The sequence below is a fragment of the Arthrobacter sp. sptzw32 genome, assembly GCF_059089735.1.
Genome location: NZ_JBNHEZ010000003.1, coordinates 386158 through 398045 on the forward strand (window position 1 = coordinate 386158; position 11888 = coordinate 398045).

At 65.5% G+C, this 11888-nt stretch carries 13 protein-coding genes; 6 read left to right on the plus strand and 7 right to left on the minus strand.

The features are described from left to right. Positions 1–42: 42 nt before the first annotated feature. From AC5RVN_RS08310 to AC5RVN_RS08320, 3 genes are all read right to left on the minus strand, one after another. Complete coding sequence (locus tag AC5RVN_RS08310) at positions 43–1482, minus strand: amino acid permease (protein WP_494137598.1); 1440 nt, start codon at positions 1480–1482, stop codon at positions 43–45. A 256-nt stretch (positions 1483–1738) separates the two neighbouring features. Then, positions 1739–2359, minus strand: a complete 621-nt coding sequence (locus AC5RVN_RS08315) for an FMN-binding negative transcriptional regulator (protein WP_494137599.1) — start codon at positions 2357–2359, stop codon at positions 1739–1741. Between the two features lie 17 nt (positions 2360–2376). Then, positions 2377–3312, minus strand: a complete 936-nt coding sequence (locus AC5RVN_RS08320) for a DMT family transporter (protein ID WP_494137600.1) — start codon at positions 3310–3312, stop codon at positions 2377–2379. Here AC5RVN_RS08320 and AC5RVN_RS08325 point away from each other — a divergent pair. After that, on the plus strand, positions 3311–4720 hold the full coding sequence (locus AC5RVN_RS08325; RefSeq protein ID WP_494137601.1) for an aminotransferase-like domain-containing protein: 1410 nt from the start codon (positions 3311–3313) through the stop codon (positions 4718–4720). The genes AC5RVN_RS08320 and AC5RVN_RS08325 overlap by 2 nt on opposite strands. Here AC5RVN_RS08325 and AC5RVN_RS08330 read toward each other — a convergent pair. Beyond that, a complete protein-coding gene (locus tag AC5RVN_RS08330; protein WP_494137602.1) occupies positions 4717–5535 on the minus strand; it encodes an SDR family NAD(P)-dependent oxidoreductase in 819 nt (272 codons plus the stop codon). The genes AC5RVN_RS08325 and AC5RVN_RS08330 overlap by 4 nt on opposite strands. Before the next feature lie 176 nt (positions 5536–5711). Between AC5RVN_RS08330 and AC5RVN_RS08335 the strand changes: the two genes are divergently transcribed. Genes AC5RVN_RS08335 through AC5RVN_RS08345 form a run of 3 tightly spaced genes read left to right on the plus strand, consistent with a single transcriptional unit; the run spans position 5712 to position 7973 of the window. After that, on the plus strand, positions 5712–6791 hold the full coding sequence (locus AC5RVN_RS08335) for a permease (RefSeq protein WP_494137603.1): 1080 nt from the start codon (positions 5712–5714) through the stop codon (positions 6789–6791). After that, entirely contained in the window at positions 6784–7536 is a 753-nt protein-coding gene (locus AC5RVN_RS08340) for a TIGR03943 family putative permease subunit (protein WP_494137604.1), read from the plus strand. Before AC5RVN_RS08335 ends, AC5RVN_RS08340 begins: the two co-directional genes overlap by 8 nt. A gap of 50 nt (positions 7537–7586) precedes the next feature. After that, a complete protein-coding gene (locus AC5RVN_RS08345) occupies positions 7587–7973 on the plus strand; it encodes a TfoX/Sxy family protein (protein WP_494137605.1) in 387 nt (128 codons plus the stop codon). 128 nt (positions 7974–8101) lie between these two features. Here the strand turns inward: AC5RVN_RS08345 and AC5RVN_RS08350 are convergent, their stop codons facing one another. Further along, positions 8102–9505 carry a GntP family permease gene (locus AC5RVN_RS08350; RefSeq protein ID WP_494137606.1) on the minus strand — a complete coding sequence of 468 codons (1404 nt, stop codon included), beginning with the start codon at positions 9503–9505 and terminating at the stop codon, positions 8102–8104. A 48-nt stretch (positions 9506–9553) separates the two neighbouring features. Continuing rightward, entirely contained in the window at positions 9554–10090 is a 537-nt protein-coding gene (locus AC5RVN_RS08355; protein ID WP_494137607.1) for a gluconokinase, read from the minus strand. Positions 10091–10279: 189 nt separating this feature from the next. On the opposite strand from AC5RVN_RS08355, the gene AC5RVN_RS08360 reads away from it, so the two are divergent. Both AC5RVN_RS08360 and AC5RVN_RS08365 read left to right on the plus strand, forming a co-directional pair. Continuing rightward, positions 10280–11014 carry a FadR/GntR family transcriptional regulator gene (locus AC5RVN_RS08360; protein ID WP_494137608.1) on the plus strand — a complete coding sequence of 245 codons (735 nt, stop codon included), beginning with the start codon at positions 10280–10282 and terminating at the stop codon, positions 11012–11014. A 166-nt stretch (positions 11015–11180) separates the two neighbouring features. Then, complete coding sequence (locus AC5RVN_RS08365) at positions 11181–11513, plus strand: hypothetical protein (RefSeq protein ID WP_494137609.1); 333 nt, start codon at positions 11181–11183, stop codon at positions 11511–11513. Between the two features lie 76 nt (positions 11514–11589). On the opposite strand, the gene AC5RVN_RS08370 is transcribed toward AC5RVN_RS08365, so the two are convergent. Next, positions 11590–11793: a cold-shock protein gene (locus AC5RVN_RS08370; RefSeq protein ID WP_056738746.1), complete on the minus strand. Its 204-nt coding sequence runs from the start codon at positions 11791–11793 to the stop codon at positions 11590–11592. Between the last annotated feature and the right edge of the window lie 95 nt (positions 11794–11888).

Below are 11888 nucleotides of genomic sequence, written 5' to 3' on the forward strand. Positions count from 1 at the left end.
CCCATAGCCACCCGGCCCGGCAGCCGCCGTCGTCCGTTCCCCTTACTTGGCGGGCTGGGCCTTGCGTCCGTGCCGGAAGTGGAACCAGGCGTAACAGGCGGCCACGAAGGGGATGCCGAAGTAGAGCGCGGCGGCCTGGGTGGGGTCCAAAGCGATGCCTATTAGGGAGACGACGCACAGCGTGAAGGCGAGGATGGGTACCAGCGGGAACAGGGGGGCCTTGTAGGCGAGTGTGGCGACGTCCCCGCCGTTGCGGACGAAGGCGCGGCGATGGAAGAAGTGCGAGGCGGTGATGGACATCCATACCCCCACCACGGCGAAACCGGCCACTGACACCAGGACAAGGTAGACCGTCTCCGGGGCAACCACGCTGCTGATCAGCGAGGCGACGCCGCCCACCATGCTCACTGCGAGCGCGGTTAAGGGGATGCCGCGGCGCGTCAGCTTTTTGAAGGCGCGGGGCGCGTGGCCTTCGTCGGCGAGGGAGTAGAGCATACGGGCGCAGGAGAAAAGTCCGCTGTTTCCGGCGGAGAGGAGTGCGGTGATGATGACGAAGTTCATGATGTCGGCGGCGAACGGCAGGCCGATGGATGAAAAGACCGTCACGAACGGGCTCTCGTCCAGGCCCACCTCGGTGTACGGGATGGTGGCAGCAATAACGGCGATCGCGCCGACAAAGAAGATCAGCAGGCGGAGCACGGTAGTCCGCATGGCTTTGGGGATGCTGGTGGCGGGATCCTTGGTTTCCCCTGCTGCCACGCCGATGAGTTCGGAACCGGAAAAGGCGTAGAAGACGGCGAGGACGGTAACCAGGACGCCGGTGAAGCCGTTGGGGAACAGTCCTGCCTCCGTGGCGAAGTTCTCGAACAGGAACGGGTGCTCTCCCCCGCTGCTGAGCGGGCGGAAACCGAAGAGGGCTGCGCCGCCCAGTACGATGAGGCCGATGATGGCGGCCACTTTCACGATGGCGAACCAGAACTCGGACTCGCCGAAGAACTTTGAGGACACCGCGTTGAAGCCGAAGAGGATCGCGGCGAAAACCAGGCACCAGACCCAGACCTCGACGTCCGGGAACCACCGTTGCATGAGCAGCCCGGAAGCGGTGAACTCCGAACCGATGGCCACCGCCCAGCACAGCCAGTACAACCAGGCGGTAGCGAAACCGGTGGCAGGGCCGATGGAGCGGGCGGCGTAGATGTGGAACGCGCCGGAAACCGGGTAGGCGATGGCGAGTTCGCCCAGGCAGGCCATGACCAGGTACACCACGAACGCGCCCACCAGGTAGGCAATCACCGCGCCGAGCGGGCCAGCCTGGGAAATGGTGTAGCCGGAGCTGAGGAACAGGCCGGAGCCAATCACCCCGCCCATGGCGATCATCACCAGGTGGCGCGGGCCCATGGACCGGCGGAGCCCTGACTCCTGCCGTTGCCTTGCCAAACCGGCTGGCTGCTCATCCAGGGTTAGCGGAGCTGAGGGATCCACGGGCGTCTCCAATGCGGGGGTCGGGCGGTACGGGAGGGGGTGCGCGCAGTCCCCTGGTCCCGGCGCCGGGAAATGAAGGAATGCACGTTATCAGTGCTGAAAGTAGCACGAGCGCCGAATTTTTGGTCATCAGAGACATTGATTCATGCTTATATTGCACGCTGTTACTCCCAGCGACCGGCTTAGTGCATGCAGGACGGCGCCGCTCGCCCGCGATTCGGGGGCGGGCGAGCGGCGCCGCACTTCCCTACCGGGGTCAGCGGCGCACGCGTTCGACGGCTGCAGCGCTGGCTTCCTGGCCGCTCGCCCGAAGTCCTTCGACCACGCCCGCGACATCCAATGCGGAGCGGTTCTGGCTGAGCTTTTCCTTGGCCTCGATACGCGTGATCACCAGCTCGACGCCCACGATGGCGCGCAGCTGCCCTGCGATGAACGGCTCCGGGGCCTCGTCGACAGACCAGGGGTGTTCCCGGCCGTCCTCATGCAGCCGTGTCAGGCGGCGGACGTGGCGGCCCAGCCAGTCGACGTCGTCATGAATGATCAATTCGCCATAGACGTGGGCGGTTGAGTAGTTCCAGGTGGGCACCACGCGGCCGTGCTCGAGCTTGGAGGGGTACCACGACGGCGAGATGTAGCCATCCGTGCCCTCGATGATAGTGAGGGCTTCCCCCTTGGGCAGGCAGGAAAATTGCGGGTTGTTTCTCGCCGCGTGTGCGTGCAGTGCACCGCGCTCCCCCACGGAGGGCTCGTAGATGTAGGGCAGCATGGTCGCCAGCAGGCCCTGGTCCGTCATGGTGACCAGATTCGCCGCAGCGGGCCAGGTGAGGAGGTGCTGAACCGCGTCGGCGCCGGCTCCAAAGTGGGCGGGGATGTACATGATGTGGTCCTTTCGGTTCAGGAGATAGGGGCGGCCCGGCGGAACCGGACACGAACCGCGGCACCGGCGCACGCGATCACGGCCAGGCCGCCGAGGATGGTGGTCCAGGTCAGCGCCTCGCCCAGCAGGAGCGCGGCCCAGCAGATACTGAGAACGGGCTGGAGGAGCTGGATCTGGCTGACCCGTGCGATGGGTCCGATGGCGAGTCCGCGGTACCAGGCGAAGAAGCCGAGGAACATGCTGACGACGGCGAGGTAGGCGAACGCGGCCCACTCGGCAGGTGTGGCTGACGGCGGCTGGGCTGCAACCGAAAGGACGGCGAGGACCAGCATCAGCGGCAAGGCGAGGATGAGTGCCCAGGCGATTGTCTGCCAGGAGCCGAGTTCCCTGGCCAGCAGGCCGCCCTCGGCGTACCCGACGGCGGCGCAGATGACGGCGCCCAGCAGCAGCAGGTCTGCCCAGTGCAGGTGCCCGAACCCGCCGGACTGCAGGAACGCGAAGCTGATGGCTGCCAGCGAGCCGAGCATCATGACTGCCCAAAAAGCTGCGGGCGGGCGTTCCCGGGCGCGGAGCACGGCGGCCGTTGCCGTCGCAGCGGGCAGGAGTGCGATGACCACGGCGCCGTGCGCGGCTGAAACGGCAGTGAGGGCGTAGGAGGTGAGTAGCGGAAATCCGACGACGACGCCGCAGGCCACGAGTGCCAGCCTCGCCCAGGTGAAGGCGGACGGGAGTCCCTGCCGGGTCAACAAGAGGGCTGCGGCGGCGAGGGTTGCTGCGATGACAGCCCGGCCCGAGCCGATGAAAAGCGGGGATAGGCCGGCTACCGCCACGCGGGTGAAGGGCACCGTGAACGAGAAGGCCGCCACGCCCAGAAGTCCCCACCAGATTCCGGTCGGGGTGCTGGGCAGTATCACTGGCCGTTTTACGGCAGTAGCGCTACTCTGTTGTCTCATGAACAACGATAGCAGTTCCCGCATTGTTCTGGCATTAAGGCAGTGGATTTCCGCAGCCACCCCGGGTGCCCGGCTGCCGTCAACCCGGTCACTGGTGGCCGAGTACCAGGCGAGCCCCGTAACGGTGCAGAAGGCGCTACAAGCCTTGACGGTTCAGGGGCTGATTGAGAGCCGGCCCGGAGTGGGGACCTTCGTGCGGGCGGTCCGGACTGCCCGGCCGGCCGACTACGGCTGGCAGACGGCAGCTTTGGGGGCCCCGCCGTCGGCCCTGCCCTCCGCTTCCGGCACCATGCGGGATGTTCCCAACAGCGTCATCCCGTTCCACTCGGGATACCCTGACCGGGAGCTGCTGCCCGAGCGCCTTGTTCGCGCGGCCCTGGCGCGCGCCGCACGGGGTGATGCTGCGCTGTCGCGGCCGCCGGCGGCAGGCATGCCGGAACTGCAGCAGTGGTTCGCCCAGGAGCTGGGGTCGGCCACGCCGGTTGGGGTCTCTCCCCCGACGCCAAGCGACGTGATTGTGCTGCCGGGCAGCCAGAGCGGACTCAGTTCGATTTTCCGGGCGCTGGTGGGTGCGGGCCAGCCTCTGCTGATGGAGTCGCCCACGTACTGGGGCGCCATTTTGGCCGCGGCGCAGACGGGGGTCCGGGTTGTCCCGGTGCCCAGCGGGCCGGACGGCCCTGATCCTGTGGCTTTAGCCCGCGCCTTTGAGGAGACCGGCGCCCGGGCTTTCTACGCGCAGCCCAACTACGCGAATCCCACGGGAGCGCAGTGGGCTCCGGGGCGCGGCGAGGAGGTCCTCGAGGTGGTCCGCCGGCACGGCGCGTTCCTGGTGGAGGACGACTGGGCGCATGATTTCGGAATCACGTCCGATCCTGTCCCTGTGGCCACTCGGGACGACTCCGGGCATGTCATCTACGTCCGGTCCCTGACCAAGAGCGTTTCCACCGCCATCAGGATCGCCGCGGTCATTGCGCGCGGCCCGGCACGGGAACGGATCCTGGGCCAGCGGGCGGCGGAGTCGATGTACGTCAGCGGTCTGCTGCAGGCCGCGGCGCTGGACGTGGTGAGGCAGCCAGGGTGGCAGACCCACCTGCGGAGCCTCCGGCAGCAGCTGCAGTCGCGGCGGGACCTGCTGGTCACCAGCGTCCGGGAGCATGTTCCGCAGGCCCATGTCGAGCTGTTGCCCAAGGGCGGGCTGAACCTGTGGCTGCGGATGCCGGACGGGACGGACCTGCCGCGGCTGACGAGGGACTGTGAAGACGCAGGCGTGATGATTGCCGCCGGCACCGAATGGTTCCCGGCCGAGCCCGCCGGCCCGTTCGTGCGGCTGAACTACTCCGGCCCGAACCCTGGAGCGTATCCGGAGGGCGCCCGGATTATCGGTGAGGCGCTGGCCAAGCAGTCCTAAGCCTGCACCAGCTCTTCGCTCTTGTCCCACAGCCCGCGCGCCAGCTGGGCGTCGTATGCCTGCGGGTTGGCCTTGGCCAGGGCACGCTTGGTGTAGAAGGCGCCGGAGAACCAGTCCTTGCCGGGTGTGCCGTTGATGAGCCACAGCAGGGTGTCGGCGCCCTGGTCCGGGGTCAGCATGAACCGGTTGAGCACGGTCTTGTACGCGTGCCGGAAAGGGCTGGTGGACTCGGCCGCGAAGTTGGTGCGGACCACGCCCGGGTGGAACGCCGCCGTCGTAATGCCCTGGTTTCCGTAGCGGCGGTCCAGCTCTGCGGTGAACAGGATGTTGGCCAGTTTGCCCGTGCCGTAGGCGCGGTTGGTGGAGTAGCTGCGCTCCGCCGTCAGGTCGGACAGGTCGAGTCTGCCGAACCCGTTGGCGGCGCTGGAGGTGTTGATCACCTTGGCGTTGCTGGCCGTGAGCGTGTCCATCAGCAGCGTGGTGAGCAGGAACGGCGCGAGGTGGTTGATTTGAAACGTGGATTCGTTGCCGTCCACGGTGAGGGTGCGCCTGCCCATGATGCCGCCGGCGTTGTTGGCCAGGACGTCGATTCGGGGGTAGTCGGACTTCAGCTGGGCGGCCAGCGTGCGGACCTGCTCGAGCTCCGAGAAGTCGCTGACAAAGTAGTCCGCGTTAAGCTCCTTGGCGATGCTCCGGGTCTTCTCCTCGGACCGGCCGACGATCACCACCTGCTCCCCTGCCTCCACCAGCGTCCGGGCCGCTGCTGCGCCAATGCCGTCGCTGGCGCCGGTGATCACGATGGTGCGAGGAGTCAAGGGGTGTCCTTTGGTCGGGGAAGTTACAGGGCCCGGGGTGGAGCGACTGCCTTTGGCACAACGACGGCGGCACGCCCGGTGTTCCCTGCCCCACCTCGCCTGCCCGGGCAGGCTGCTTCCCCGTCATGTGAACCTTCCGTCTTGAATCCGGTAGGTGCGCCCACTAGCCTCGCTGCATGGGCCAGCCGCATCTTGGGCCAGAGAACTTGCCGGACCAGCTGGCACACCGGGGGCGTACGTCGTCGTCGGTGGAAGCCTTGCGCCTCGCCCAGGCAAAAACACGCCGCACGAACCTGGTACTGCTGGCCGTCATCCTGGTGACCGTGGCCTTCTTCTTCCGGACGCTGATGCCCTCCTCCACCGCCGGCATCGAAGGCGCGGCCCGGGACTTCTTCACGCTCTCCATCAGCGTGATCATCGAGTCGCTGCCGTTCCTCTTTCTCGGCATCCTGGTGTCCATCGTCGTCCAGGTCTGGCTGCCGGAAAACTTCCTGCTCCGCAGGCTTCCGGGGAACCCGATACTGCGCCGGGTCTGCCTCTCCGTCCTGGGCATGCTGATGCCGGTCTGCGAATGCGGCAACATCCCCATGGCCCGTGCCCTTATGACAAGGGGCCTGACGGTGGCTGAATCCATGACGTTCCTTTTCGCCGCACCCATCATCAACCCGGTCACGATCATCACCACCCACCAGGCGTTCGGCTGGGACAACAACATCCTCCTGGCCCGGATAGCGGGAGGCTTCCTCATCGCCAACCTCATCGGCTGGGTCTACAGCCGTCACCGCCGCCCCCAGGACCTGCTGACGCCGCGGTTCGAAGCCATGTGCGCCGCGGCGGACCACCACGAGCAGGGCGGAAAACTGGGCCGCAGCGTGACGCTGTTCGCCCGCGAGACCAACGCCATGATGCCCGCACTGTTCATCGGCGCCGGGCTCGCCGGCCTCATCCAGGTGGGTGCACCCCGCAACCTGCTGGTCGCTGTGGGGAATGATCCCGTATGGTCCGTGCTGGCGCTGATGCTGCTGGGTTTTGTGGTGGCCGTCTGTTCTACGGTGGACGCCTTCCTGATCCTTTCGTTCGGCTCCACGTTTATGCCCGGAGCCATCGTCGCGTTCCTCGTCTTCGGCCCCATGATCGACGTCCGGATGCTCGCTCTGCTGCGCACCACGTTCACGGCCAGAACGCTGCTGCAGCTCACCCTGCTGATAGCACTGTGCTCGGCAGTACTCGGATGGGCGGTGAACTTCCTTGCTTAGGGGCATCGCGGAACGGTCCGGCCTCACCCTGGGGGTCATTGGAATCACTTCCACCCTCTGGCTCGGGGCCACCGGCAAGCTCGAGCTTTACATCCATCCCCGCTACGTCGTCTTCACCATGGCCATGTCCCTCATTGCCGCGGTACTGGCAGTGGCGGCAATGGTCCTTCGGCGCGGCGGGCACTCCCATGACGACGGCGATGAGCACCTTCACGACGGCGGGCGGCGGCCCCTGCGTGTCGCCGGGAGCCTGTTCACGGTGTCCGCTGCCGTCGTCGGACTCCTGGTCCTGCCGCCATCGGCGCTGACCTCCGCCACGGCCAACCAGCGCGACCTCAACAGTTCGGGCACGCTCAGCCGCCACCAGACCACGCAGCTGATCAACGGTGATGAAAAGGACTTTGACGTCAGGGACTGGGCATCACTGCTCCGCCACGATGCAGAGCTCCAGTACCTCAACGGCAGGACCGCCAGCATCACCGGGTTCGTCACCATGGACAAAACCAATCCCGCTGCGGTGTTTTACGTGACGCGGTTTGTCACCACCTGCTGCACTGTGGACGCCCAGCCGGTGGGCGTTCCGGTGCACCGCCCCGGCTGGCAGAAGGACTACAAAACCGACACCTGGGTCACTGTCACGGGGACCTTCCGCCGCAACCCGGAACCGGACGCCAAGGTCCCCACCATCTTCGTCCCGGACGCCATCACCCCCACCAGCCAGCCGGACCGGCCTTACCTCCACTAGCCCGTCACGGCATATCCTGCACACACCAGCCAAGCCCGGGGAGGAACACCATGGAGATGCCAAAGGCTACGGACAAGGACAAGGAACGTTTCCGGTCATTGGTTCCGGACCACCCGGACGTCACCGTCAAGCCCATGTTCGGGAACCTGGGCGCCTTCGTGAACGGCAACATGTTCGCCGGGCTGTTCGGGCCCACCATCGGCATCAAGCTCTCCCCCGGGGACCGGGAGGAACTCGAAAGCGCCGAACGGACCGTCCCGTTCGGGCCCGCGGAGCGCCCCATGGACGGCTACACCGGCCTGCCGGAGATGTGGAACGAGGAAGGCGATGGTGATGACGCGCGGGCTAAAGCCTGGATCCACAAAGCGTTCGAGTACGTGGCGCAGCTTCCGCCGAAGGAGCCGAAGGTCTCAAAACCGCGGACAGCGGGCCGGTAGGGGCGAAGGACAGAAGGCGCACCGCCCGGAGTTGATTCCCGCGGCTGACTGCTTAAGACAAAACTCGCCGGTGACGTCCTGAAATAGCGTCTTTCAGGACGTCACCGGCGAGTCAGCGGCGGGGAAAGCTAGCCCGCCAGCCCGGCGAGCAGGAAGATCACCGCGGCGATGGCGAAGCCCATCACGCCGATGAGGGTTTCCATGACGGTCCAGGTCTTCAGCGTGGTCTTGACGTCCATGCCGAAGAAGCGGCCCACCAGCCAGAAGCCGGAGTCGTTGACGTGGGAGACCACCACGGAGCCGGCGGCCACCGCGATGACCAGGGAGGCCACCTGCATGCCGTTCAGTCCGGCCAAGGCCACGGCCGGGGCGATCAGGCCTGCGGTGGTGGTCAGTGCCACGGTGGCTGAACCCTGGGCGATGCGGAGGATGGCGGAAATGATGAAGCCGGCCAGGATGAGCGGGATGCCCAGGTTCCCCAGCACGTCAGCCAATGCCGCGCCGATGCCGGAGGTGCGGAGGACCCCGCCGAACATGCCGCCGGCGCCGGTGATCAGGATGACGGAGCAGACCGGGCCCAGGGACGATTCGAGCAGCTTCTCCAGCGCGCCGGCGTCTTTGCCGCGCTTGGCGCCCAGGACGAACATGGCCACGATCACGGCAATCAGCAGGGCCACCGGGGTTTCACCAATGGTGCGCAGCACCTGGTACCACTGCTCGTCCTTGACGCCTTCGGGCAGGACGTTGGACGAGGCCAACGTGTTCAGGCCGGTGTTCATGAAGATCAGGACCAGCGGCAGGAGCAGCAGTCCCACAATGGTGCGGAAGCGCGGCGGGTGCGATTCAGCGTCCGCGCTGGCGTGGCCCAGAATTTCCGGTACGGGCAGGACCAGCTTTCTGCCGGTGTAAAGGCCAAAAAGGTAGGCGGTGACGTACCAGGTGGGGATGGCAACGATGAGCCCGGCGATTGTTACCAGGCCAACGTTGGCGTCAAAGAACGCGGAGGCTGACACCGGGCCCGGGTGCGGCGGCAGGAAGATGTGCATGACGGAGAACGCGCCGGCAGCGGGCAGTCCATAGCGGAGCACTCCCCCGCCTAGGCGGTGGGCAACGGCGAAGACGACGGGCAGCATGACCACCAGGCCGGCGTCAAAGAAGATGGGGAATCCGAAGATCAGGGAGGCCAGGCCCAGTGCGAACGGGGCGCGTTTCTCGCCGAAGATGCCGATCAGGTAATCGGCCAGGACCTTGGCGCCCCCGCTGGTTTCGACGATGCGGCCCAGCATGGCACCGAGGCCCACGAGGAGAGCCACCGTGCCCAGCGTTGTGCCGAAGCCGTTGATCAGGACAGGCACCACCTGGTTGGCCGGGATGCCGGTGGCGAAGGCCGTGGCCAGGCTGACCACAATCAGGGCGAGCAGCGCGTGCATGCGCAGCTTGATGATCAGGAACAGCAGCACGGCGATCGCTGCCGCGGCGATGAGCAGCAGGGGCCCTGCGCCCATCGTTTGAGTCCATCCTTCGATGGTCATGATTCTCCTTTGAAACAGAACTTATGGGGTGTGAAAACTGGGAAAGTCTTAGGACGCGTCGTCTGCCGGGAGCTGCAGGGCGGCGGTGATGGTTTTGACCAGCTCTTCAGGGGACTTTGAGATGTCCAGCCGCAGGCTTCCGGCAGCCAGTTCGTCCTCGCTCAGCGGCTCGAGGGTGGCCAGCTGGCTGGGGAGGAGTGTGGGCGGCATGAAGTGGCCTTCCCGGCCCTGCATGCGCTGGCCAATAAGGTCCGCTTCGCCGTGCAAGTGGAGGAACAGGACGCGGCCTTCGGCTTTGGCCAGCAGTTGCCGGTAGCTTTGCTTCAGGGCGGAGCAGGTGAGGACGGTGCTCTGGCCGGCCTTCGCCTTGGCGGTCATCCAGTTCTGGATCTCCTGCAGCCACGGCCAGCGGTCTTCGTCCTGCAGCGGGGTGCCCTGGCTCATCTTCTGAATATTGGATTGCGGGTGGAATTCGTCCGCTTCCGCGCAGGCCCAGCCCAGTTGCCGGGACAGAGCTGCCGCGATGGTGGATTTGCCGGAACCGGCAACGCCCATCACCACCAGGTGCGTGGCGGGATACTGCATGTTTTACCTCCGAGAAGACGCCGTTGGCTTAGGAAAGCTGGTTAGCGCCATCCCATGGGAAGTGCGCGACTGGAGATAAGGTATCACCTTTTAGGGACATTGATACTACTTTTCAGTGTCACAAGTCATACCTTTGTCGGTCCTTCGGTATGCTGGTGGTGCGCCCAGGCGCAGAGAGAGGCAGGAAAGATGTCGACGGCGACACCCCAGGACGCGGATAACGCGCACGACGGCGGGGCCTCCCCCGCCATGCACGAACGCGTTCTGGAGGCTGTTGGCATAACCATCGCTTCCGGTGACCTTCCGCCAGGAGGCCGCCTCACGTTGGAGGGCCTTCAGCAGGAATACGGCATCTCCCGTACCGTCGCCAGGGACACCATGAAGGTCCTCGAATCCATGAACCTGGTTTATTCTCGCCGGCGAGTGGGCATCGTGGTGCAGGAGCGCCGGTTCTGGAACGTCTTTGATCCGAAGCTGGTGCGCTGGCGGCTTGCCTCTGACCGGCGCGAGCTGCAGTACAGCAGCCTCACTGAGCTGCGCATCGCCGTCGAACCCATTGCAGCAGCCGGCGCCGCACGCCGGGCGAGCGCGGCGGAACGGGCAAAGCTGACGTCCCTGGCCGCTGACTTGCGCCGCCTGGGTGAGGCCGGCGAGCTGGAGGCGTTCCTGGCGGCGGACATCGAGTTCCACTGCCTGCTGCTGGGGAGCTGTGGCAACGAGATGTTCCTGGCCCTGGAAGGCATGGTGGCCGAGGTGCTTACCAGCCGAACCAAGCAAGGGCTGATGCCGTTCAAACCACGGGATGAGGCCCTCCAGGCCCATGAAGACGTTGCTGCCGCAGTGGCCGGCGGGGACGCGGTCGCGGCTGAAAACGCAATGCACCATATTCTCGATGAGGTGCGGAACGCCATGGGACTGCGGTAGGCCCCGCCCAGCCAGGACCTTGTGCCTTCTTGCCCATATCTTGAGCGGGCTCCCAACCTATTTCCAGGCCCGCGCAACTAAAATCAAGCGACCCGGTGAGAGCAGTAAACCTCAAAAGTAGCGCCTGTGCTGCCGGCGATATTTAGGGGTGATCTGGATGCGATGGATGAAGGCAGCACAATCCTGGCTGTGGCTGGCGCTGACCTCCGCCTTCCTGCTCGGCTCGGTCTTTCTCACGCAGTTCTCGGCCGCTTCGGGCAGGGACCTCGATGAGGTGTGTGAGGCTGCTGGGCGCGTGTTGGACCGTAACTTCCGGCTGCTGCATCCCTATGACGGGAGCATGTACTTCCCGCTGCACAACAGATGCGACGCCGCGTACGACATCGTTCCTGCCTGGGTCAACCCTTCGATGTCGGCCCTGGCAGCCGTCGTGGCGCTGTCGTTGGCGGGTGCACTTCTCAGCCGGAGTATGCACGCCAGGAACGCACAGCCGGGTTAAACAAAAGCAGGACCGGTAGTGACCGGCCCTGCTTTACAAAACTTTCGAACCCGGAGGCCCCAGTTTCTCTAGGGAATTAGAGAGCCTGGATGTTGGTGGCCTGGGGACCCTTGGGGCCCTGCTCGGTTTCGAAGGAAACCTTCTGGTTCTCTTCGAGGGAGCGGAAGCCGGAGGAGTTGATCGCAGAGTAGTGTGCGAAAACGTCCTGTGAGGAGTCATCGGGGGAAATGAAGCCGAAGCCCTTTTCAGCGTTAAACCATTTGACGGTACCAGTAGCCATTATTTTTGTCCTTCGTGAAGGTGGAGGAAAAGTCCCGACTTTCGGGTCCTCCGGTGTGGGGTGTTCAAACCGCTACTTCAGAAGAACGCGGACTT